The 23,313-nt window shown below is 72.8% G+C and carries 16 protein-coding genes; 9 read left to right on the plus strand and 7 right to left on the minus strand.

Going from position 1 to position 23,313, the window contains the following annotated elements:
• Positions 1–6 precede the first annotated feature (6 nt).
• The 3 genes from ACGF3H_RS04605 to ACGF3H_RS04615 form a co-directional block, all read right to left on the minus strand.
• Positions 7–1,692, minus strand: coding sequence for a thiamine pyrophosphate-binding protein (locus ACGF3H_RS04605; protein ID WP_362491886.1), 1,686 nt, complete (start codon positions 1,690–1,692; stop codon positions 7–9).
• On the minus strand, positions 1,689–2,660 hold the full coding sequence (speB, locus tag ACGF3H_RS04610) for an agmatinase (protein ID WP_362491883.1): 972 nt from the start codon (positions 2,658–2,660) through the stop codon (positions 1,689–1,691). The genes ACGF3H_RS04605 and speB overlap by 4 nt, the downstream gene beginning before the upstream one ends.
• Positions 2,661–2,721: 61 nt before the next feature.
• The gene (locus ACGF3H_RS04615; RefSeq protein ID WP_362491880.1) at positions 2,722–4,191 is read right to left on the minus strand and encodes a sodium:solute symporter; all 1,470 of its coding nucleotides are present in this window, start codon (positions 4,189–4,191) and stop codon (positions 2,722–2,724) included.
• 215 nt (positions 4,192–4,406) lie between these two features.
• Here ACGF3H_RS04615 and ACGF3H_RS04620 point away from each other — a divergent pair, with 215 nt between their 5' ends.
• Both ACGF3H_RS04620 and ACGF3H_RS04625 read left to right on the plus strand, forming a co-directional pair.
• The gene (locus tag ACGF3H_RS04620; protein WP_362491877.1) at positions 4,407–5,876 is read left to right on the plus strand and encodes a helix-turn-helix domain-containing protein; all 1,470 of its coding nucleotides are present in this window, start codon (positions 4,407–4,409) and stop codon (positions 5,874–5,876) included.
• A gap of 47 nt (positions 5,877–5,923) precedes the next feature.
• On the plus strand, positions 5,924–6,193 hold the full coding sequence (locus tag ACGF3H_RS04625; RefSeq protein WP_362491874.1) for a hypothetical protein: 270 nt from the start codon (positions 5,924–5,926) through the stop codon (positions 6,191–6,193).
• 51 nt (positions 6,194–6,244) lie between these two features.
• Here ACGF3H_RS04625 and ACGF3H_RS04630 read toward each other — a convergent pair whose 3' ends face one another.
• Positions 6,245–7,966 (minus strand): hypothetical protein, encoded by a 1,722-nt coding sequence (locus ACGF3H_RS04630; RefSeq protein ID WP_362491872.1) that lies wholly within the window; start codon positions 7,964–7,966, stop codon positions 6,245–6,247.
• A gap of 90 nt (positions 7,967–8,056) precedes the next feature.
• On the opposite strand from ACGF3H_RS04630, the gene ACGF3H_RS04635 reads away from it, so the two are divergent.
• The 3 genes from ACGF3H_RS04635 (at position 8,057) to ACGF3H_RS04645 (ending at position 14,439) form a co-directional block, all read left to right on the plus strand.
• Entirely contained in the window at positions 8,057–8,350 is a 294-nt protein-coding gene (locus ACGF3H_RS04635; protein ID WP_362491869.1) for a trypco2 family protein, read from the plus strand.
• A 50-nt stretch (positions 8,351–8,400) separates the two neighbouring features.
• A complete protein-coding gene (locus ACGF3H_RS04640) occupies positions 8,401–13,296 on the plus strand; it encodes a helix-turn-helix domain-containing protein (RefSeq protein ID WP_362491866.1) in 4,896 nt (1,631 codons plus the stop codon).
• 351 nt (positions 13,297–13,647) lie between these two features.
• A complete protein-coding gene (locus ACGF3H_RS04645; protein WP_362491863.1) occupies positions 13,648–14,439 on the plus strand; it encodes a phosphatase in 792 nt (263 codons plus the stop codon).
• Between the two features lie 77 nt (positions 14,440–14,516).
• Here the strand turns inward: ACGF3H_RS04645 and ACGF3H_RS04650 are convergent, their stop codons facing one another.
• The 3 genes from ACGF3H_RS04650 to ACGF3H_RS04660 all read right to left on the minus strand — a co-directional run bounded on the left by ACGF3H_RS04650 (position 14,517) and on the right by ACGF3H_RS04660 (position 17,307).
• Entirely contained in the window at positions 14,517–15,389 is an 873-nt protein-coding gene (locus ACGF3H_RS04650) for an acyl-CoA thioesterase II (protein WP_362491861.1), read from the minus strand.
• A 19-nt stretch (positions 15,390–15,408) separates the two neighbouring features.
• Positions 15,409–16,566: an acyl-CoA dehydrogenase family protein gene (locus tag ACGF3H_RS04655; protein WP_362491858.1), complete on the minus strand. Its 1,158-nt coding sequence runs from the start codon at positions 16,564–16,566 to the stop codon at positions 15,409–15,411.
• Between the two features lie 126 nt (positions 16,567–16,692).
• Positions 16,693–17,307 carry a TetR/AcrR family transcriptional regulator gene (locus ACGF3H_RS04660; protein ID WP_362491855.1) on the minus strand — a complete coding sequence of 205 codons (615 nt, stop codon included), beginning with the start codon at positions 17,305–17,307 and terminating at the stop codon, positions 16,693–16,695.
• Between the two features lie 97 nt (positions 17,308–17,404).
• Here ACGF3H_RS04660 and ACGF3H_RS04665 point away from each other — a divergent pair, with 97 nt between their 5' ends.
• From ACGF3H_RS04665 to ACGF3H_RS04680, 4 genes are read left to right on the plus strand one after another with little or no spacing between them, the layout of a single operon-like run.
• Entirely contained in the window at positions 17,405–19,021 is a 1,617-nt protein-coding gene (locus ACGF3H_RS04665; RefSeq protein ID WP_362491853.1) for a carboxyl transferase domain-containing protein, read from the plus strand.
• A gap of 38 nt (positions 19,022–19,059) precedes the next feature.
• On the plus strand, positions 19,060–21,081 hold the full coding sequence (locus ACGF3H_RS04670) for an acetyl-CoA carboxylase biotin carboxylase subunit (RefSeq protein WP_362491850.1): 2,022 nt from the start codon (positions 19,060–19,062) through the stop codon (positions 21,079–21,081).
• Positions 21,078–22,031: a hydroxymethylglutaryl-CoA lyase gene (locus ACGF3H_RS04675; RefSeq protein ID WP_362491847.1), complete on the plus strand. Its 954-nt coding sequence runs from the start codon at positions 21,078–21,080 to the stop codon at positions 22,029–22,031. Before ACGF3H_RS04670 ends, ACGF3H_RS04675 begins: the two co-directional genes overlap by 4 nt.
• A gap of 5 nt (positions 22,032–22,036) precedes the next feature.
• Complete coding sequence (locus ACGF3H_RS04680; RefSeq protein WP_362491844.1) at positions 22,037–23,197, plus strand: acyl-CoA dehydrogenase family protein; 1,161 nt, start codon at positions 22,037–22,039, stop codon at positions 23,195–23,197.
• The last annotated feature ends 116 nt before the right edge of the window (positions 23,198–23,313 follow it).

Below are 23,313 nucleotides of genomic sequence, written 5' to 3' on the forward strand. Positions count from 1 at the left end.
GTCCGTTCAGCCCAGGTGCGTCGGGGCGAACATGCGGAGCACGGCCGGGAGCACGACCACCGAGGGGCCGGGGGCGGCCAGGGCCTTCGCCAGGTCCGCCTCCAGGGTCTCCGGGGACGTCCGCACCCCCGGCACGCCGAAGGACTCGGCCAGGGCCACGTAGTCCGGGCGGGTCAGTTCCGTCGCCGTCGGCTGCCCGAAGGCGTCCGTCATGTACTCGCGCAGGATGCCGTAGCCGCCGTCGTCGACGATCAGCCACGTGACGTTCAGGCCGTACTGGCGGGCGGTGGCCAGTTCGGCGATGGAGTACAGGGCGCCGCCGTCCCCCGAGACCGCCAGCACCGGGCGGGTGGGGTCGGCGGCCGCCGCTCCCAGGGCCGCCGGGAAGCCGTAGCCGAGGCCGCCGGCGCCCTGGGCCGAGTGCATGGTGTTGGGGGACTTCGCGTCGAAGGCCGACCAGGCCCAGTAGGCCAGGATCGTCATGTCCCAGAAGGAGGGGGCGTCGGCCGGCAGGGCCCTGCGCACGGCCGCCAGGACGTCCTGCTCCAGGGTGAGTTCCTGGGAGGCGATGCGTGCGCCGACCTTGTCCAGCAGGGCCCGCACCCGCTCCGGGGCCGTCGGGTCGTGCCGCTCCGCCACCGTCTCCAGCAGGGCCTGGAGGGCGAGGCGGGCGTCGGCGTGGATGCCCAGGGCCGGGTGGTTGGACTCCAGCTTGCCGAGGTCGGCCTCGATCTGGATCACCCGGCCGCGCGGTGCGAACGTGTGGTAGTTCGAGGAGAGTTCGCCGAGGCCCGAGCCGACCACCAGCAGGACGTCCGCGTCCTCCAGGAAGTCGGTCGTGTGGCGGTCCTCCAGCCAGGACTGGAGGGAGAGGGGGTGCGTCCACGGGAACGCGCCCTTGCCGCCGAAGGTGGTCACGACCGGGGCCTGGAGCCGTTCCGCGAGCTGCCGCAGCTTGCCGGAGGCGTCCGCGCGGACCACTCCCCCGCCCGCGATGATCGCGGGGCGCTGCGCGCGGGTCAGCAGGTCGGCGGCGACCGCCGTCAGCTCGGGGCGCGGGGGCAGCTCCTCGGGGAAGGTGTCGCCGCCGGTGACCTGCGGGATCGACGTCCCGGCCAGCAGGACGTCCTGCGGGATCTCCACCCACACCGGGCCGTGCGGGACGGTCAGCGCCGACGTCCAGGCCTCGGCGATCGCCGACGGGATCTGGGACTGGCTGCGGACCGTGTGGACGGACTTCACCACGCCCCGGAAGGAGGCCGCCTGGTCCGGGAGTTCGTGCAGATAGCCGTGCCGGCCACCGCCCAGCCCGGCCGTCGGGACCTGGCTGCCGATCGCCAGGACGGGGGCCGAGGCCGCCCGCGCCTCCTGGAGCGCGGCCAGGGAGGTGAGGGCTCCCGGGCCGGTCGACAGCAGCAGCGGCGCGGCCTCGCCGGTGATCCGCCCGTAGGCGTCCGCCGCGAAACCGGCGTTGTTCTCCACCCGCAGGCCGATGTAGCGCAGGTCCGAGCGGCGCAGGGCGTCGAACATGCCGAGGGCGTGCTGGCCGGGCAGGCCGAAGACGGTCGTCGCGCCCAGCCCGGCCAGGGTCTCCACGACCAGGTCTCCGCCGTTGCGGCCGGGGGGAGGATTGAGGGCCGCCTCCGTCTGGTCGGCGGTCGGACGCAGCACCAGGTCGTGGTCGTGGGTCACTTCGCTGCCTTCTCCTGGGCGATCTGGCGGGACATGATCGTGGTCAGTTCGTACGCGGTGTGGGACGCGGCGACGGACGTGATCTCGGCGTGGTCGTAGGCCGGGGCCACCTCGACGACGTCCGCCGAGACCAGGTTGCAGGAGGCCAGGCCGCGCAGGATCTCCAGCAGCTCGCGGGAGGTCATGCCGCCGGCCTCGGGGGTGCCGGTGCCGGGCGCGTGGGCCGGGTCCAGGCAGTCGATGTCGATGGAGATGTACAGCGGGCGGTCGCCGATGCGCCGGCGCAGCTGGTCGGCGATCTCGTCGGCGCCGCGGCGGTAGACGTCGGCGGAGGTGACGATGCCGAAGCCCATCTTCTCGTCGTCGGTCAGGTCCTTCTTGCCGTACAGCGGGCCGCGGGTGCCCACGTGGGAGAGCGCCTCCGTGTCGAGGATGCCCTCCTCGACCGCGCGCCGGAACGGCGTGCCGTGGGTGTACTCGGCGCCGAAGTAGGTGTCCCAGGTGTCCAGGTGGGCGTCGAAGTGCAGCAGGGCGACCGGGCCGTGCTTCTTGGCGACCGAGCGCAGCAGCGGCAGCGCGATGGTGTGGTCGCCGCCCAGCGTCATCAGGCGGGCGCCCGTGCCGAGCAGGTCGTCGGCGGCGGCCTCGATCGTCTCGACGGCCTCGTTGATGTTGAACGGGTTCACCGCTATGTCGCCGCCGTCGGCGACCTGGGCGAGGGCGAAGGGGGAGGCGTCCTGCGCCGGGTTGTAGGGGCGCAGCAGCCGGGACGCCTCGCGGATGGCGTTGCCGCCGAACCGGGCACCGGGCCGGTACGAGACGCCGGAGTCGAACGGCACGCCCACCACGGCGACGTCGGCGGTGCCGACCTCGTCCAGGCGGGGCAGCCGGGCGAAGGTCGCGGGCCCGGCGTACCGCGGGACGCGGGAGGAGTCGACGGGGCCGCGGGGCGTCTCGTTGCTGCTCATGAATTGCCTTCCTTCTTACGCTTCTTCGCGTATTTACTGCTCTGTACCGCTCGGTACGACTCTACTGGTGGGCCGGTACCGGTCCGGGGGCGGATTCGGGGGCTTCGGGGGTGCGGCCGGCGAGGCGGTCGCGCCAGGCGGCCAGGACGGCCGCGTCGGTGGGCCGGGTCGCCAGGGAGACGACGACGTAGACGGCCAGGGAGGCCAGCAGGCCGTAGTAGACGGGTTCGTTGGCGAGGATGCCGTAGCCGGCCATGAGGCCGACCACCGCGAGGCCGCCGACCGCGACGGCGGCGAGGGCGCCCTGTGCGGTGCCGCGCTTCCACAGCAGGCCGCCGAGGATGGGCACGAGGAGGCCGCCGACGAGGAGGTTGTAGGCGACGGTGAGCGCCTCGACGACGTCGTTCAGGGCGATGGCGGTGACGATGACGGCGACGCCCATGACGAGGATGAAGGCGCGGTTGCCCTTGACCTCGTCGTGTTCCTCGCCGTTCTTGCGCATCACGCCGCGCAGCCGGGACCAGATGTCGTTGTTGGCGACGGTGGCGCAGGCGATGAGGGCGCCGGAGGAGGTGGACATCACCGCGGCCAGGGCGGCGGCCAGCACCAGGCCGCGCACACCGACGGGCAGTTCGTCCTTGACGATGGTGGCGAAGGCGTCGTCGGGGCTGCCGAGCTTGGGGTAGAGGACCTTGGCGGCGGTGCCGATGACCGCGCCGGCGACGGCGTAGACGAGGCAGTAGGTGCCGGCGACGGTGCCGCCCCACTTGGCGGTGCGGTCGCTGCCCGCGGTGAAGACGCGCTGCCAGATGTCCTGCCCGATGAGCATGCCGAAGGTGTAGATCAGGACGTAGGTGAAGATCGTCTCGCCGCCGACGCCGAGCGGGTCGAAGTACGAGGTCGGCAGCTGGGCCTTCATCTCGGCGAAGCCGCCCGCCTTGACGACGGCGATGGGCAGCAGCAGGAGCAGCACGCCGATGGTCTTCACCACGAACTGCACCATGTCGGTGAGCGTGATGGACCACATGCCGCCGAGGGTGGAGTACGCGACGACGATCGTGCCGCCCAGGATGATCGCGAGGGTGCGGTTCACGTCGAAGAGGACGTCGAAGATCGTGGCGTAGGCGATGGTGGAGGTGACGGCCAGCATCAGCGTGTACGCCCACATGACGAGACCGGAGATGACGCCGGCCTTGCCGCCGTAGCGCAGGTCCAGCATCTCGGAGACCGTGTAGACCTTCAGGCGCGCGATGCGGGCGGAGAAGAACAGCGACAGGGCGAGCAGGCCGAGGCCGATGGTGACGACCATCCAGGCGCCGGAGAGGCCGTACTGATAGCCGAGGCCGACGCCGCCGATGGTGGACGCGCCGCCGAGGACGATCGCCGCCATGGTGCCCGAGTACATCGTGGGGCCCAGCCGGCGCCCGGCGACGAGGAAGTCGCTCTTGGACTTGGCGCGGCGCATGCCCCACCAGCCCATGGCGAGCATGCCGGCGAGATAGACGACGATCACTGTGTAGTCGACGGCCATGAGGGGCCTCCTTCGCGCACTCGTCGGTGGCGTGTCGTGCCGATGGGGGTTGTCCCGGACGGACTGTCCGGTCGGCGCCTCGCGGGGACATCCGCCCGTACCCGCGGCAGCCGGTCCGATCCCGGTGGGGATTCCGGTCCGGATCGACACTAGGTGGCCGAAAAGCAGCTGCGAAGTGTACGTTCCATCCATTCGGAGTCGACGGAGTGGAGGGAATGTCCATCGTGCAGGAGACGGTCGCTCCCCCCACGCCCGCCGTGCCCCTCGCGGCGCTGCTGTCCCGCGAGGACCTCGCCCTGCGCCAGATCACCGGGCCCCCGGCGGCGGAGGTGGCGGTCCACTGGGCGCACACCTCCGAGATGGCCGACCCCTACCCGTACCTGCTGGGCGGCGAGCTGCTGCTGACGGCGGGCGTGCACATCCCCTCCGGGGCGGGGACGGAGGGCTACTTCGACGCGTACGTCGCCCGGATCGTGGCGGCGGGCGGCGCCGCCCTCGGCTTCGGGGTCGCGCCGGTGCACGACACGGTGCCCCCAACGCTGGTCGCGGCCTGCGAGGCGTACGGGCTGCCGCTGGTGGAGGTGCCGCCGCAGACGACGTTCTCCGGCGTGGCCCGTGCCGTGTGGCAGCTGATGGCGCGGGCGCGGCTGGCCGAGCTGCGGCGGGTGTCCGAGGCCCAGCGGCAACTGGCCGCCGCGGCCTCCCGGCCGGATCCGGTGCCGTCGGTGCTGCGCCGGCTGGCCACGCGGCTCGACGGCCGGGCGGTGCTGTACGGGCCGGAGGGCGCCGAGATCGCCGCGGCGGGGCGGGAGCCGGCGGACGAGGTGCGCGGGGCCCTGGCGAAGCTGGCCCGGTTCGTCACCAGCCGGGCCTCCACGACCGCCACCGACACGGTCGCTGGTACCCGTCTCGCGGCCTACGCCCTGGGCACCGGCGAGGGTTTCGTGCTCGGGGTCGCGGCCCCGCAGCGGGAGTCCGGGGACCACACCATCGCCTCGGTCGCCGCGGTGCTGCTCTCCCTGCTCACCGGCGAGCACCAGAGCGGCACGGGCGCGGCCCGCTCGTCCGCGCTGGTGCGGCTGCTGCTGGGCGCGGCGCCCGCGGAGGTGGCGCCGCTGCTCGGCGGGGACAGGTGGCGGGTGGTGCACGGCAGGCCGGAGGGGCGGACGGCGCCGGACCCGGTGGCCGCCTCCGCGCTGGGCGCCGCCCTCGGCTCGTCCCTGGTGGACGTCGCGGGCGAGCGGGTCCGGGTGCTGGTGCCCGACGGGCGGGCGGTGGAGCGGGTGCCGGGCTGGACGCTCGGCGTCAGCGCGACGGCGGCCCCGCGGGACTGGCCGGCCGCCGACACCCAGGCCGCCCGCGCCCTGGCCCGCGCCCGCGCCACCCGCGCCCCGCTGCTCCGCCACGGCGACCGCCAGACGGCGCTGACCGACCTGGTCCCCCCGGCGGAAGCGGACGCCCACGCCCGCGCGCTCCTCGCGCCGCTGGAGCGGTCCCCGGCCCTGGTGGAGACACTGCGCACCTGGCTCTCCCTGCACGGCAGCTGGGACCGTACGGCGGTCGCCCTGGACGTGCACCGCAACACGGTCCGGCAGCGGATCGCCCGGTGCGCGGCCCTTCTGGACACGGACCTGGACGACCCGGACGTCCGGATGGAGCTGTGGTTCGCTCTGCGGACGCCATAGCACCGGCGCCGAGCCCGACCCGGAGCCGTCGCCCCGCTGCCCACGTCGTGGGCGACCGGCACGACTCCCGCCCGCTGTCGCTCGGCGTGCCCGCACTCGGCCTGGACGACATGCGTCTCCTCGACTGCGAGACCGGGGGGAGAGACCTCATCGCCGGCTACCACCGCGCGGGGCTGCTGGTGGCCGTCATCGCGCTCGGCGGCCGCGCGGTCGTCGCCCGGGCCGCCCGCTGTCGCACCGAGCTGATCAAGCAGCCCGCGCTCAGCGAATGCATGAGCGCGTCCCATGACTGTACGCGGCTGCCTCCACCCCAGTAAGGCGACGGAACGCCCCTCGCCGACCTCGCCGCCGCGAGGCGCGGCACAGCCCTACGGCCGTCGTCGCGGGATCTCCGCGTCCAGGTCCGCCCCCTCGGCGACCACGCGCACCATCAGGTCGGTCAGGTGCCCGGCCAGCTCTGCGTTGAGCCCACCCCGGCCGACACCGCCGCGGTACTGCGGGCCCGACACGGCCACCACCGCCTGCCTGCCGCGGATCCGCACGTCGGACACGATGACCGGGCGCATCGCGTTCGTCAGATAGGTGCGCCGGTCCGCCGCGAAGGCGATGATCTCCAGCCTCTCCCAGGTCCGGTCGGACCGGTCCCACCTGTGCCGGTTCAGCACGCGGTGCGCGGCCTGCAGGTGGTAGTGGTTGTCGCGCTTGCCGAGACACACGCCGACCGTGTTGAGGTTCGGCACCGTCGGCGCCACCACCACCTTGGCGCGGCTGCCCGGCTTGCGTGCGACCGCCACCACCTCCACCGCGCCCTCGACGATCTCCGGCACTTGCGAGGCGATCGCGCGCGCCGCCAGCTCGGGAGCGTCGATCGACAGCTCGTACGTCCGTCCCTCGGCCGCCATGACCAGGGCGGTCACGACGTCGCCCGGCCGCAGGTGCAGCGGCGCGACGTCCGCCGGCAGGTTCGCGGTGTCGGGCCGCCAGATGGTCGCCTCGCGCGGATGGCCGACGCCCGCGTCGTAGATCACGCAGTCGAACCGGTCCGGCCTGCCCGCCGACACATACGCGGTGACCAGCGTGCCCGGACGGGGCGGTGCGACCAGCTCCGGCCGCCGATGCGCCGGATCCGGGCGGATGGCCGCGCGGCCGGGTTCGAGGATCAGGGACGCGGCCTCGTCCGGCGTCACGTCCAGAGTGGCCGCGACCAGCCCGGTGGACGTCAGCGGGGCGGCGTCGCACCTGCGGCAGCGGGCCCGGTTCTTCTCCACCCGGACGGACGGCTTCTGCGGGTGACCGGGCCGACGCGCGGCACGGGGACAGGTCCACTCGCCCGACTCCTCGTCCTGCGAGCAGCCCAGCCGCGTCAGCACCGACGTGGCGGGCTCGGCGTTCGCCTCGGACAGCTTCCGGTACTGCCGCCGATCCCGGCGCGGCGGCACGACGTCGTCGGTCGGGGGCGGGCCGTCCTTGCGGTGCGGGATCACCTGCAGCCGGAGACGCTCCAGATCGACGCCCTGGTCGTCGCCCTTCTTGTTGAGCGGCTCGGGCTCCCGGCCGGTGGAGAGGAAGGGGAGCCTCCGCTGCCGTCCGCGCCGGATCCCCGCCACCCGGGCGAACGTGACGAACGCCGCCTTCGTACGGGCGGGCGGCGGCACCATCCGCAGCCGGTACGCATACCGGATCATCGACACCGTCTCCGGGACGAGATCCTCGGCGCTCCCCACCACCGCGTGCGGCATGTGCCCCGGGTCGTCGCCGCCCACCTGCGCCCATGGCGGCACCTCGGCCGGCCTTCCCGCGTCGGGCAACTTGCCGCTCTCCTCGTACACGCGCTCGAAGTCCACCGGCACCCGGTTGACCGTGACGTCCACCCACCGGTTCACGAACTCCGACAGCACGACGTAGTAGATGAGCGCGTCCGGCAACGACCCCGCCTCGAGCCGCATCGAGGAACGTCTGTCCGCCACCGACAGCCCCTGAGCACCCCACGCCTCCAGGAATGCGGCGATGTGATCGGCGGGACTTTCCGGCAGCTCGATCGTGACGGGCGCGGCGGACTCGATCGGTTCGGTGATGACCACTCGGCTCATTCGCGCGCTCAGGGCGTCCTCCCGTGCCGACTGTTAAATCGCAGGACTATGGGCATAATGCCACGGACACCAGCGGGACTTGGAGGAACGGTGCTCGAACTGTCTTCTGTGGTGCGGGAGTTGCGCCGCGAACTCGACCGCGCGAGCCGCTCGGCCGAGGGTGAGCAGATCCAGTTCGGCCTGGGCCCCATCGAGTTGGAGGTCACCCTCATGGTCACCGAGGAGGCATCGGCCACTGGCAGGGTCAAGTTCTGGGTGGTGGAGGCCGGTGCCGACGGCAAGGCCATCGAGGCCAAGACCCACCGGGTCACGCTCACCCTGCAACCCACCCGCGGTGGCCGCCCCTTCGAGATCGGCGGCATGGCACGGGAGGACGAAGACTGAGACGGGAGCGCATCGCACAGGTCCTCGTCGACCTGGTCGTCGGGGGACGCATGCGCGGGTCCGGCTACCGGGTCACCACGGACGTCGTGCTCACGGCCGGGCATGTCATCGAGGGGCACCACACCATCCATGTGCGTTTCCCCCACGACCCGGAGCGCAAGGTGCCTGCCCGGCTGCTCTGGCAGACCGGCCGGGTCGCGGCGCTTCGCGTCGACCTCGACGACGAGGTCGAGCCGACCCCGTACGGGCTGGTGGAGCGGCGCGGCGGCCGGACGCCCTGCGAGGCGGTCGGCTTCCCTCTGTTCAAGTTCAGGAACTCCCGGCGGGACAGCCGCCACGTCGTCGGCGGCATCAACCTCCTGTCGAACCTCTACACCGGAACTCTGGACGTCACCGTCGACGACCCGCCGCCGGAGCTGCGGCAGGAACCCACGCCCTGGGAGGGCATGTCGGGCGCCGCCGTGTTCGTGCGCGAGCGGCTCGTCGGCGTCGTCGACCTGTCCTACCCGTCCGAAGGACCAGGCCACCTGACCGCGGTGCCCGCCGACTGGGACCTGACCCCCGAGCAGCGCGAACAGATCGGCTACGGCCGGCCCGTGAGCGTCAACCCGCCATCCGGCCGCGACCTCGGCGGCTACGCGGCCCGGGTCCGCAGCATGGCCCCGGCCGGCGGGCTCCGCGACCGCGACCGTGAACTCGCCGAGCTGCGCGCCTTCTGCGAGAGCGACGAACCGTACCTGCTGTGGCAGGGCGACCCTTGGTCGGGCAAGACCGCGCTGATGTCCGCCTTCGTGCTCGACCCGCCGCCCGGCGTCCGGGTCGCCGCGTACTTCGCCGCACACCACCGGGGCCGCCAGGATCCCTTCGACCAGGTAGTGGGCGAGCAACTCGCCGCCATCGCCGACGAACCCTGCACTTCGAACGACCTCTACAGCCACCTGGAGAAGGCCGCCGAACGCTGCCGCAACGACGGGGAACGCCTCGTCCTCGTCGTGGACGGGCTCGACGAGGACCCCGGCGTCGCCTGCTCACTGCCCCTCAACCCGCCCGCCGACGTCGGCGTCCTCGTCTCCAGCCGCCCACGCCCCGACTTCGACCCGCGCCTCACCGCCGACCACCCGTTGCGCCGCGGCCTCGTCAGGACACTCACCCGCACCCCGTACGCCGCCCGCCTGGAGCTCCAGGCCGGCATCGAGCTGGAGCTGTGGCTGCGCGGCCACCACAACGCCGACCTGCTCGGCCTCCTCGCCGCCGCCGGCGGCGACCTCACCGCCCGCGACCTCGCTGCACTGACGGGCATGCCGGCGTCAGAGGTGGCGTCGTTGCTCGACAGCCGCCTGTTCACGCGGATCAGCGGCGAGGCGTTCGGCGGTGCCGGGCTTGTCAGCAGTGGCCGGGGTGCTGGCGGCGACGACACCTTCGACAGTTACGGGTACGCGCACGAGACCCTGCTCAGGACGGCCGAGGCCGCACTTCGCCCCCTCGACCCCTACCGCGACCGCATCCACGACTGGGCCGCCTCGTACCGTTCGCAGGGATGGCCGGAGGACACGCCCCGCTACCTGCTCACCTCGTACGGGGCACTGCTGACCGGCGGCCTGCTGGTGGAGCATGCCCTCGACCCGGCCCGCCGCGACCGCATGACCCGCCTCCCCGGCGGACACGCGACCGTACTCCGCGAGATCGCCGCCGCCCAGCGGGTCGCCCGCGACCGTGCCGACCTGCCCGCCCTCGCCCGGCTGGCCGTCGCCCGCGACCTGGTCGGCAACACCGCCCCGACGGTGCCCGACGACCTGCTCGCCCTGTGGGTTCGGCTCGGCCGTGCCACCCGCGCCGAGTCCCTGGCCCGCTCCCACCCCGACCCGGACGTCCGCGCCGCTGCCCTGACGGCCGTGGCCAAGGCCCTGGCGGACTCGGGTGAGCTGGACCGGGGAGAGAGGCTCGCTCGTACCATCGCGCGGGCCGACCGGCGATCCTGGGCGCTGGCCGGTGTGGTGGACGCCATGGCCGCCCGTGGGTTGTTCGGTGCGGCGGAGGCGCTTGCCGGGACCGTCGGGCAGCCGGAGCGGCAGGCGTGGGCCTTGGCGGCCATCGCCAGAGCGGTCGGCGCGACACGACAGCCAGAGGGGGACCTCACCCGGCGGGACCCGATCAGCTCGGCCGACCGGTCCGGAGGAGTGAACGGCGCGGACCCGGCTCGTGCCGCGCGGTTGATGGACCGGGCTGAGGAACTCGTTCGGGCGGTGACGGGCCCGCAACGCCAGGCATCGATTCTGGCGGCCCTGGTAGAGGCTGCGGTGCTGTGCGGCGATTCGGCACGCGCGGAGCGCCTGGCCGACCGCATTCCGCTCGCCGACCATCGCGTACGGGCGCTCAGCGCCATCGCCACCACCACCGGCGACCCGGCCCTGGCACGCGACGTCCTGAGCAAGGCGGAGGCGATGGCCGAGGTGATCACGGGCGACCGGAGCACGGCGCTCACCAAGCTGGCCGAGGCCATCGTCCGCACCGGCGACCTCCAGCGCGCCCACGCCCTGGCCACGAGCCTGCCCAGCCCGTACCAGCGAAGCCAGGTGGTCACCAGTTTGGCCGCCGCCCTCGCCCGCGACGGCGACCACACGAAGGCAATCGACCTCGCCTCGTCCGTACCCGTCCTGGCCTTCCGTGCCCGCGCCCTGTCAATCGTCGCGGAAGCCATCGCCGTCAACGGTGACGTGGACTGGGCAGTCGAGCTCACCGAAGAGGCCGAGGCCCTCCTGCCCGGCATCAGCGCACCGATCAGCCCGGCGTCCGGCATGCGAGGAGGCGCGGTGGACGACCCCGTTGGCTGGGCTGCCGAGGACAAGGCGTCGCGCGATGAGGCGGCGCGGGCCAAGGTCACGGCGGGCATGACGCGACAGCTCAAGTCGGCGGAGGGCGAAGCTGCCCATAGCTCGGGACGACGGGGTCAGGAGGAACGAGCCATGGTCGCCGTGGCTCGAGCGTACGCGGTGTGTGGCGATTCCCGAGCGGAGGACGTCGCAAGCGGGATCGACGGCCGGACCCGGCACGTACAGGCCCTGGTCGCGATGGGCGGGGCAGCGCTGGACCGAGGCGACACCGCGCAGGCCCTCGCACTGGCCCAGGAAGCGGAGACACGGGCCCGTACCGCCGAGCCGGCAGCGTCCACCCGAACCCTGGTGGCACTCGCCGAGGCCGTCGAGGACCCGTCGCTCGCCGAAACCCTGGCCGGCGCGATCCCCCAGCCGGACGTCCGAGCCAGGGTGGTGACCGACCTGGTTCGGCGGATCGCCGCGCAGGACCCGGACAAGGCCGTGTCCTTGGCCCGCTCCGCTCTCTCCGGCGAGGCGGGGGAAAGAGCGCTGACGGCCGTGGCCGAAGCCCTCGCCGCCCAGGGCGAGGCAGACCGCGCCGAGCACCTGGCCCTCTCGCTGGGCGGGACCACCCAACCCCAGGCCCTCGCCGCCGTCGCCACGCAGCTGAAGGACCGAGCCACGTCCCCGAAGAAGCGATCCGCGGGTCCGAAGGACCCGTCCGCGTCCTCCGCCCGGAAGCAGTCGGCCCGCACGAATGTGCCCACGGGCACGGGTGCGAACACGGTCTCCTCGCGTACGGGCACGTCTGCCGGTAAGGGCGCACCTGTGGGCACGGGCACGCGTACGGCCCAGCGCTCGTCCACAGGGGTGGATGGTGCTCGCGCGTTGAAGCGGGCGAGGGCCGTGGCGAGCAGGATCCCGCATGCCGACAGGCGCGCCCAGGTCTGGGTGAAGCTGATCGAGGCCGTTGCTGCTCGCGAGTCGTTGAAGCGGGCCAAAGGACTGCTGTGCAACATCAAGTCCAAGGACCAGCAGGCGCAGGCGTTGCTTGCCATCGCCAGGGTGGCCGCCGACCAGGGAAGATTCGACCTCTCGGCACAACTGGCCGACGAGGCGGAGGAGTTGACCCTCCGCGTACCGGCGGGCGCCCGGCAGACCCGGTTGCTCATGTCCTTGGTACGGGTTCACCTGCACCTCGATCGACCGGGCCGGGCCAGGCGGCTGATCGACCGCATACCGGCCGGGCAGGACCGGGCAGCGGTGCTGGCCGACCTGGCGGTGGCGAACGTGCGGCGCGGCGAGACCTCGCGGGCCTTGCGCCTGGTCGCCGGCATCGAGGCGACGGACCAGAAGGCGCGGGCGTACGTGGCGCTGGTGCGGGCGTTGGCGGAGAGCGGCGAACTGGACGATGCGTTGTCGGTCGCCCGCCGGCACGTCCCGACGGCCGACCACCTGGCCCGCGCCCTCGCCGTCCTGGTCAAGGCAGCGGCAGAAGGTGATCAGGAGAAACCCGCCGTTGCGGCCGAGTCCGCCCCTGGCAACCGCGGGTCCTCCGCTGTCCGTGCCAGATCCGTCCCTGGCAGCCGTGGCCCCTCCGCTGTCCTGGGGGAGGCTCCTGCCGACGGTGGCCGAAGGACGTCTGCCTCTTCGGCGAAGCCTGCTTCCGGCAGCCGTGGGGTCCCGGCCGTCACGGCGAAGTCCGCCCCCCGCGGTCGCGCCGGCTCCACCGCCCCGGCCAGGTCCCGGCGTGGTCGTCAGCACGTTGCGACGGATGCCATCGCGCTGGCCGAGCAGCGGCTTGGCCGCGTGACGAACCCGGATGAGCAGCTTCCCGCCTTTGCCGAGCTGGCGGTGGCGATCGCCGGTAGTCGTGGCCAGGATGCCGCGGCGGCGTTGGTGGACCGGATCGCCGGCATGGCCGAGGCGGTCGAGCAGCCGGATCGTACGGCGCAGATCCTGATCACTCTGGCCGGGGCGGTGGATCAGGATCGTGCCCGTGGGCTGATGGCCGAGGTCCTGGCCGGTCCGGCCTGGACAACCGGACTGAGGGTGTTGCGTGAGATCGATCCTCATGCGTTCGACCTTGTCGTCGAGGAGATGGGTGGGGCGCAGGCGCGTCGTTCGGCATGAACCGTCAGCAGTACGGCGGCCGGGAGGAACGTGAGGTCGTTGCCGTACTCGCCATGGGTGGGACATCACCCGAGGGGACCGCCAGGAAGCCCGTCACGGCACGGGCCAGGAGCGACGCAGATGCGAGGGCGGTGGTTGGGGACGTCGCCGACCGAGGACGAAAGCGCCGATACCGAACGTCATCGCGTGACAGGCGCTGAACCCCGGCGGCCCGATCGGTGTCTGCTGCACCGATTCCGGCCGGCTCTCGAGGTCCCGGTCCGCCTGTACTCATCTGCTCGAGCAGGTGAGCCGCGTCCCAGCGGGCGATACTCCGCAGACGCGCACCGGGGGCTGCTACACAATGGAGCCATGCCGATACCCGGGACACCCAGCCGCGCCGAACTCGCCGAACACCTCGTCAGGACGCGTATCGCGGGCGACGTCGCAACCCCCCGCGAGAACAACCTCTCCCACTACCGGAAGCTGGCGAACGGCGACCGCAACTACTGGCTCGGCCTGGAGCTGGGCGACCGCTGGACCGACGAGCAGGACGTGCTCGCGGTGATGGCGGAGCGGGTCGGCGTCAACGACGACCCGGAGTACCGGTACGGCCAGGACACCATCGACCCCGAGCTGACCGTGGCCGCGCTGGAGCGCATGGCCGGGCGGCTGCGCAAGGCCGCCGACGGCGGGCAGCGGGTGCTGTTCGCCACCGGCCACCCGGGCGGACTGCTCGACGTGCACCGCGCGACCGCCGCCGCGCTGCGCACCGCCGGCTGCGAGATCGTCGTGATCCCGGAGGGGCTGACGACCGAGGAGGGTTACGTCCAGCAGTTCGCGGACGTGGCCGTCCTGGAGCACGGCGCCTCGCTGTGGCACACGCACTCCGGGGAGCCGATGAAGGCCATCCTGACGGGACTGGAGCGCGCCGGCCGCCCGCTGCCCGACCTGGTCGTCGCCGACCACGGCTGGGCCGGTTACGCCGGTCAGCACGGTGTCGACTCCGTGGGCTACGCCGACTGCAACGACCCGGCGCTGTTCCTCGCCGAGTCCGAGGGGACCGTGCAGGTCACCGTGCCGCTGGACGACCACGTGGTCAGCCCGCGCCACTACGACCCGATGACGGCGTACCTGCTGGCGGAGGCCGGGCTCGGCCGGTGACGCGGGTCCCGGCCACGGCATGACGAAGGCGGCGGGCACCGTGGAGGTGCCCGCCGCCCGTCCGTGCGGTGTGCCGCTCAGCGCTCCCGCGGGACGCGGACCAGGCCCTCCTGGATGACCGAGAGGGCGAGCCGCCCGTCCTGCGTGTAGATGCGGGCCTGGCCGAGTCCCCGGCCGCCGGACGCGGACGGCGACTGCTGGTCGTACAGCAGCCACTCGTCGGCGCGGAACGGCCGGTGGAACCACATGGCGTGGTCCAGCGAGGCCCCGACGACGTCCCCGACGGCCCAGCCGCCCCGGCCGTGCGCGAGCAGCACCGAGTCGAGGAGGGTCATGTCGGAGACGTACGTGGCGAGGACGACGTGCAGCAGGGGGTCGTCCACGAGTTTGCCGTTGGTGCGGAACCACACCTGGGAGTGCGGCTCGCGCGGGGTGCCGAAGTCGCCGAACGGCGGGTCGTCGACGTACCGCAGGTCGACGGCCGCGCGGGCCTCCAGGAACCGTTCCACGGTGTCGGCGGGCAGGTGCGGGTAGCTCCGCAGCCGTTCCTCGCCCGTGGGAAGGGTCTCCGGGTCCGGGGCGGGCGGCATCGGCGCCTGGTGCTCCAGGCCCTCCTCGTACGTCTGGAAGGACGCCGACAGGCCGAAGATCGGCTTGCCGTGCTGGACGGCCACCACCCGGCGGGTGGTGAAGGAGCGGCCGTCGCGCAGGCGGTCGACGTTGTAGACGATGGGCGCGCCGGGGTCGCCGGGGCGCAGGAAGTACGCGTGCAGGGAGTGCGCGAACCGGTCCTCGGGGACGGTGCGCCCCGCCGCCACCAGGGCCTGGGCGGCCACCTGCCCGCCGAAGACCCGGGGGACGACGGCGGAGCGGGAGTGGCCGCGGTAGATGTCCTCCTCGATCCGCTCGAGGTCGAGCAGATCGAGGAGGGACTGGAGTGCGTCGCTCATGTCCGTGAGACTCTGCGGTCTACAGGCCCATGTTCTTCGCGATGATCGACTTCATGATCTCGCTGGTGCCGCCGTAGATGCGGTTGACGCGGTTGTCCGCGTACAGGCGGGCGATCGGGTACTCGTTCATGTAGCCGTAGCCGCCGTGCAGCTGGAGGCAGCGGTCGATGACGCGGTGCGCGACCTCGGTGCAGAACAGCTTGGCGGAGGCGGCCTCGGCGGGGGTCAGCTCGCCCGCGTCCAGGGCCTCGGTGGCACGGTCGACGACCGCCTCGGCGGCGTCCACCTCGGCCTGGCAGGCGGCCAGCTCGAACTTGGTGTTCTGGAAGTGGGCGACCGGCTTGCCGAAGACGGTGCGGTCCTGGACGTACTGCTTGGCGAACCGGACGGCGGCCTTGGCCTGGGCGTAGGCGCCGAAGGCGATGCCCCAGCGCTCGGAGGCCAGGTTGTGGCCGAGGTAGTAAAAGCCCTTGTTCTCCTCGCCGAGCAGGTCCTCGACGGGGACCTTGACGTCGACGAAGGCGAGCTCGGCGGTGTCGGAGGTGCGCAGGCCCAGCTTGTCCAGCTTGCGGCCCACCGAGTAGCCCTCGGACTTGGTGTCCACGGCGAACAGGGAGATGCCGTGGCGGCGGTCCTCGGCCGTGGGGGCGGCGGTGCGGGCGCAGACGATGACCCGGTCGGCGTGGACGCCGCCGGTGATGAAGGTCTTGGCGCCGTTGAGGACGTAGTGGGTGCCGTCCTCGGAGAGCCTGGCGGTGGACTTCATGCCGGCGAGGTCGGAGCCGGTGCCCGGCTCCGTCATCGCGATGGCCCACATCTCCTCGCCGGTGACGAACTTCGGCAGGTAGCGCTTCTTCTGCTCGTCCGTGGCCAGCATGTTGATGTAGGGCAGGGCGAGCAGCACGTGCACGCCGGAGCCGCCGAACTGGACGCCCGCGCGGGCGGTCTCCTCGTAGAGGACGGCCTCGAACTTGTGGCTGTCCATGCCGGCGCCGCCGAACTCCTCGGGCACGTTGATGCCGAAGATGCCCAGCTCACCGAGCTTGTAGTAGAACTCGCGCGGCGCCTGGCCCGCGGCGAACCACTCGTCGTAGACGGGGACGACCTCGGCCTCGATGAAGGCGCGGAGGGTCTCCCGGAACGCCTCGTGGTCCTCGTTGAACACCGTACGGCGCACGGCGCCACCTCCAGGGTACGTGTCTAAGCGCTTGCTCAGACTTCACCGTACCGGCGGGTAGGGAGAGGCGTCCAGAGCGGGGGGCGGGTAACCCTCGTCACTCCGGGGACCGGAGGCGGCTCACCCTCACGCCTCCCCCACCGCCGCGAACGCCCCCCGCGCCATCCGGTGCAGCAGCGACGCCGTCACCGCGCGGCCCGGGAGGGAGCCGGGGCGGCCCAGGTGCGGGGTGGAGTTGAGGAGACCGAAGACCGAGTGGACGGCCGAGCGGGCGCTCGGTTCCGCCACGCCCGGATACACCTCCCGCACCACCCCGACCCACAGCTCCACGTACTGCCGCTGCAACTGGCGCACCATCTTGCGGTCGGCGTCCCGGAGGCGGTCCAGCTCGCGGTCGTGCAGGGTGATGAGCGGGCGGTCGTCGAGCGCGAAGTCGATGTGCCCCTCGATGAGCGAGTCGAGGACCGCCTCGGGACCCGCGCCGCCGGACCCCGCCACCCCCTCGGCCTCCGCCAGCCGCCGCTTCGCCCCGGTCAGCAGCTGCCCGCTGATCCCGACCAGCAGCTCGGCGAGCATCGCGTCCTTGCCGGGGAAGTGACGGTAGAGACCGGGGCCGCTGATCCCGACCGCGGCACCTATCTCGTCGACGCCGACACCGTGGAAGCCGCGCTCGGCGAAGAGCCGGGCGGCCTCCTTGAGGATCTGCTCGCGGCGGGTGGGGGCGTCGGTTCTGGTGGCCATGGGATCGATTCTAGACAGGGAGGTTAGCGGTCGTTAACCTGAAGGAAATGCGTTAACGCTCATTAACTGGTCGACCACTGGGTGAGGGGACCGCAGGATGCACGAGGCACCGGAGCTGACGAGCGCGGCCGATCCCGCGTCGGAGGCCTTTCGGGCCAACGAGGAGGCGCACCGCGTCCTCGTGGAGGAGCTGCGCGCCAAGCTGGCCGCGGCCCGGCTCGGCGGCGGGGAGCGGGCCAGGGCCCGGCACACCGCGCGCGGCAAGCTGCTGCCGCGCGACCGCGTGGACACACTGCTGGACGCGGGCTCGCCGTTCCTGGAGCTGGCGCCGCTCGCGGCCGACGGACTGTACGACGGACAGGCCCCGGCGGCCGGCGTCATCGCCGGCATCGGCCGGGTCAGCGGCCGGGAGTGCGTGATCGTCGCCAACGACGCCACGGTCAAGGGCGGCACGTACTACCCGATGACCGTGAAGAAGCACCTGAGGGCGCAGGAGGTGGCGCTGGAGAACCGGCTGCCGTGCCTCTACCTCGTCGACTCGGGCGGCGCGTTCCTGCCGATGCAGGACGAGGTCTTCCCGGACCGCGAGCACTTCGGGCGGATCTTCTACAACCAGGCCCGGATGTCGGGGGCCGGCATCCCCCAGATCGCCGCCGTGCTCGGGTCCTGCACGGCCGGCGGCGCGTACGTCCCGGCGATGAGCGACGAGGCGGTGATCGTCCGCGAGCAGGGGACGATCTTCCTGGGCGGCCCGCCGCTGGTGAAGGCGGCCACCGGTGAGGTGGTCACGGCGGAGGAGCTGGGCGGCGGCGAGGTCCACTCGCGCGTGTCCGGCGTGACCGACCACCTCGCCGAGGACGACGCGCACGCGCTGCGCATCGTCCGGAACATCGTCTCCACCCTCCCCGCGCGCCGGGCGCTGCCCTGGGAGGTGCGCCCCGCCGTAGAGCCGAAGGCCGACCCCCAGGGGCTGTACGGCGCGGTGCCGGTCGACTCCCGCACGCCCTACGACGTCCGCGAGGTCATCGCGCGGGTGGTGGACGGCTCCCGGTTCGCCGAGTTCAAGTCCGAGTTCGGGCAGACCCTCGTGACCGGCTTCGCCCGCATCCACGGCCACCCGGTGGGGATCGTCGCCAACAACGGCATCCTCTTCTCCGAGTCGGCCCAGAAGGGCGCCCACTTCATCGAGCTGTGCGACCAGCGCGGCATCCCGCTGGTCTTCCTGCAGAACATCTCCGGCTTCATGGTCGGCAGGGACTACGAGGCGGGCGGCATCGCCAAGCACGGCGCCAAGATGGTGACGGCGGTGGCCTGCACGCGCGTGCCGAAGCTGACGGTCGTGGTCGGCGGGTCGTACGGCGCGGGGAACTACTCGATGTGCGGCCGGGCGTACTCGCCGCGCTTCCTGTGGATGTGGCCCAACGCCAAGATCTCCGTGATGGGCGGCGAGCAGGCCGCCTCGGTGCTGGCCACGGTCAAGCGGGACCAGCTGGAGGGCCGCGGGGAGGACTGGCCCGCGGAGGAGGAAGAGGCGTTCAAGGCGCCGATCCGCGCACAGTACGAGCATCAGGGGAACGCCTACTACGCGACCGCCCGCCTGTGGGACGACGGGGTCATCGAGCCCGCCGACACCCGGCAGGTGCTGGGGCTGGCCCTGACCGCGTGCGCCAACGCGCCACTGGGCGACCCCCAGTTCGGCGTCTTCCGGATGTGAGGAGGGGACCCATGGGAAACACACACGAGGCTTCACGCATGTTCGACACCGTGCTCGTCGCCAACCGGGGTGAGATCGCCGTCCGTGTCGTCCGGACACTGCGCTCGCTGGGCGTGCGCTCGGTGGCGGTCTTCTCCGACGCCGACGCGGACGCCCGGCACGTCCGGGAGGCCGACACCGCGGTGCGGATCGGCCCGCCACCGGCGGCGGAGAGCTATCTGTCCGTGGAGCGGCTGCTGGACGCGGCGGCCCGCACGGGCGCGCAGGCCGTGCACCCCGGATACGGCTTCCTCGCCGAGAACGCCGGCTTCGCGCGGGCCTGCGAGGAGGCGGGGCTGGTCTTCATCGGGCCGTCCGCCGACGCCATCGCCCTGATGGGCGACAAGATCCGGGCCAAGGAGACGGTGAAGGCGGCCGGCGTGCCGGTGGTGCCCGGCTCCAGCGGCAGCGGCCTGACGGACACGCAGCTCGCCGACGCCGCCCGCGAGATCGGCATGCCGGTGCTGCTGAAGCCGTCGGCGGGCGGTGGCGGCAAGGGCATGCGGCTGGTGCGGGACGCCGCCGTGCTCGCCGACGAGATCGCCGCCGCCCGCCGGGAGGCCCGCGCCTCCTTCGGCGACGACACGCTGCTGGTGGAGCGGTGGATCGACCGGCCCCGGCACATCGAGATCCAGGTCCTCGCCGACGGCCACGGGAACGTCGTGCACCTGGGCGAACGCGAGTGCTCGCTCCAGCGCCGGCACCAGAAGATCATCGAGGAGGCGCCGAGCGTCCTCCTCGACGAGGCCACGCGGGCCGCGATGGGCGAGGCCGCCGTGCAGGCGGCCCGCTCCTGCGGCTACCGGGGTGCGGGCACGGTGGAGTTCATCGTCCCCGGCGGCGACCCCTCCCAGTACTACTTCATGGAGATGAACACCCGCCTCCAGGTGGAGCACCCGGTGACCGAGCTGGTCACGGGCCTGGACCTGGTGGAGTGGCAGCTGCGGGTGGCGGCCGGCGAGCGGCTCGGGCTCGCGCAGGAGGACGTCCGGCTGACCGGGCACGCGATCGAGGCCCGGCTGTGCGCGGAAGACCCCTCGCGCGGCTTCCTCCCCTCCGGCGGCACGGTGCTGCGGCTCCACGAACCGCAGGGCGACGGCATCCGCACCGACTCCGGGCTCAGCGAGGGCACCGAGGTCGGCAGCCTCTACGACCCGATGCTGTCCAAGGTGATCGCCTACGGCCCCGACCGCGCCACCGCGCTGCGCAGGCTGCGGGCGGCCCTCGCGGACACGGTGACGCTCGGCGTGCAGACCAACGCCGGGTTCCTGCGCCGGCTCCTCGCGCACCCGGCGGTGGTGGCGGGTGAGCTGGACACCGGGCTGGTGGAGCGGGACGTGGACACGCTCGTCCCGGACGAGGTGCCGACGGAGGTCTACGCGGCGGCGGCGCTGCTGCGCCAGGCGGCGCTGAGGCCGGCCGCGGACACCACCGGCTGGTCGGACCCGTTCGGCGCCGGGGACGGCTGGCGCCTGGGCGGGGAGCGGGCCTGGACCGCGCACCACCTGCGGGTGCCGGGCCGGGACCCGGTCACCGTGCGGGTGCGCAGCACACCGGACGGCGGGACCGAGCTGCTGCCGGACGGCGCGGAGCACCCCCTGCCCGCGTCCCCGGTCACCCGGTCGGGCGATGCGCACCGGTACGCGTTCCGGCTCGACGGCGTCACCCACACCTTCGCCGCGCTGCCGGACGGCACCTGGCTGGGCCGTGACGGCGACGCCTGGCAGGTGCGCGACCACGACCCGGTCGCCGCCTCGCTGACCCGTGCCGCCCACGCGGGCGCCGACTCGCTCACCGCGCCCATGCCGGGCACGGTGACGGTGGTGAAGGTCGCCGTCGGCGACGAGGTCGCGGCCGGACAGAGCCTGCTGGTGGTGGAGGCGATGAAGATGGAGCACGTCATCTCCGCCCCGCACGCCGGCACCGTCACCGAGCTGGACGTGTCCCCCGGCACGACGGTCGCCATGGACCAGGTGCTGGCGGTCATCGCGCCCACCGACGAGGGGAAGGAGACGGCATGAGCACCCCGGAGCTGGGCCTGCCCATGGCCGTACCGGCCGAGGGCCTGCCCGCCCGCGTCCGCATCCACGAGGTGGGCGCGCGCGACGGACTGCAGAACGAGAAGGCGACCGTGCCCACGGCCGTCAAGGCGGAGTTCATCCGCCGCCTGGCCGGCACGGGCCTGACCACCGTCGAGGCGACGAGCTTCGTCCACCCCAAGTGGGTCCCCCAGCTGGCGGACGCCGAGGACCTGTACCCGCGGATCTCCGACCTGCCGGTGTCGCTGCCGGTGCTGGTGCCCAACGAGCGCGGCCTGGACCGGGCCCTCGCGCTCGGCGCGCGCCGCGTCGCGGTCTTCGCCAGCGCCACCGAGTCCTTCGCCAAGGCGAACCTCAACCGCACGGTGGACGAGGCGCTGGCCATGTTCGAGCCGGTGGTGACCCGGGCGAAGGCACAGGGCGACGACGTCCGCGTACGGGGATACCTGTCGATGTGCTTCGGCGACCCGTGGGAGGGCCCGGTCCCGGTCCCCCAGGTGGTGCGGGTCTGCCGGGCCCTGCTGGACATGGGCTGCGACGAGCTGAGTCTCGGCGACACCATCGGCGTGGCGACCCCGGGCCACGTGACGGCCCTGCTCACCGCGCTGACCGAGGCGGGCGTCCCGGTGTCCGCGCTGGGCGTCCACTTCCACGACACCTACGGCCAGGCCCTGGCCAACACGCTGGCCGCGCTCCAGCGGGGCGTCACCACGGTCGACGCCTCCGCGGGCGGCCTCGGCGGCTGCCCGTACGCGAAGTCCGCCACCGGCAACCTCGCCACCGAAGACCTCGTGTGGATGCTGCGCGGCCTCGGCATCGACACCGGGGTCGACCTCGGCCGTCTCGTCGCCACAAGCGTCTGGATGGCCGCCCACCTGGGACGGCCCAGCCCGTCCCGCACCGTTCGTGCCCTCTCCCACCAGGAGTCGTGACAGCCATGGACCACAAGCTCTCCCCCGAACTCGAGGAACTGCGCCGGACGGTGGAGGAGTTCGCCCACGACGTCGTGGCGCCCAAGATCGGCGACTTCTACGAGCGGCACGAGTTCCCGTACGAGATCGTCCGCGAGATGGGCCGCATGGGCCTGTTCGGCCTGCCGTTCCCGGAGGAGTACGGCGGCATGGGCGGTGACTACCTGGCGCTCGGCATCGCCCTGGAGGAGCTGGCCCGGGTCGACTCGTCGGTGGCCATCACGCTGGAGGCGGGTGTCTCCCTGGGCGCGATGCCGATCCACCTGTTCGGCACCGAGGAGCAGAAGCGGACCTGGCTCCCCCGGCTGTGCTCGGGCGAGATCCTGGGCGCCTTCGGCCTGACCGAGCCCGACGGCGGCTCGGACGCGGGCGCGACCCGGACGACGGCCCGTCTGGACGCCGACACGAACGAGTGGGTGATCAACGGCACCAAGTGCTTCATCACCAACTCGGGCACCGACATCACGGGGCTGGTGACCGTCACGGCGGTCACGGGCCGCAAGCCGGACGGCCGCCCGCTCATCTCGGCGATCATCGTCCCGTCCGGCACGCCGGGCTTCACGGTGGCCGCGCCGTACTCCAAGGTCGGCTGGAACGCCTCGGACACGCGTGAGCTGTCCTTCGCGGACGTCCGGGTCCCGGCGGAGAACCTGCTGGGCGAACAGGGCCGTGGCTACGCCCAGTTCCTGCGCATCCTGGACGAGGGCCGGATCGCCATCGCCGCGCTGGGCACGGGTCTCGCGCAGGGCTGCGTGGACGAGTCCGTCGCCTACGCGAAGGAACGTCACGCCTTCGGCAAGCCGATCGGTGCCAACCAGTCGATCCAGTTCAAGATCGCCGACATGGAGATGAAGGCCCACACCGCCCGCCTCGCGTGGCGGGACGCGGCCTCCCGGCTGGTGTCGGGCGAGCCCTTCAAGAAGGAGGCGGCGCTGGCGAAGCTGTACTCGTCGACGGTCGCGGTGGACAACGCCCGGGACGCCACCCAGATCCACGGCGGCTACGGCTTCATGAACGAGTACCCGGTGGCGCGGATGTGGCGCGACGCCAAGATCCTGGAGATCGGCGAGGGCACGAGCGAGGTCCAGCGGATGCTGATCGCCCGGGAGCTGGGCCTGGTGAGCTGAGCGACGGGCCGGCCGGACGGGGCGGTGTGCACCCGGACACTGGACAAGATCTGAGGTTAGGCTAACCTATCCCCGATCTGTCCGGCGGACGTTCCGCCCCGTTCGAAAGCGGCCCA

Source organism: Streptomyces sp. NPDC048185 (assembly GCF_043202495.1).
Taxonomy (GTDB): domain Bacteria; phylum Actinomycetota; class Actinomycetes; order Streptomycetales; family Streptomycetaceae; genus Streptomyces.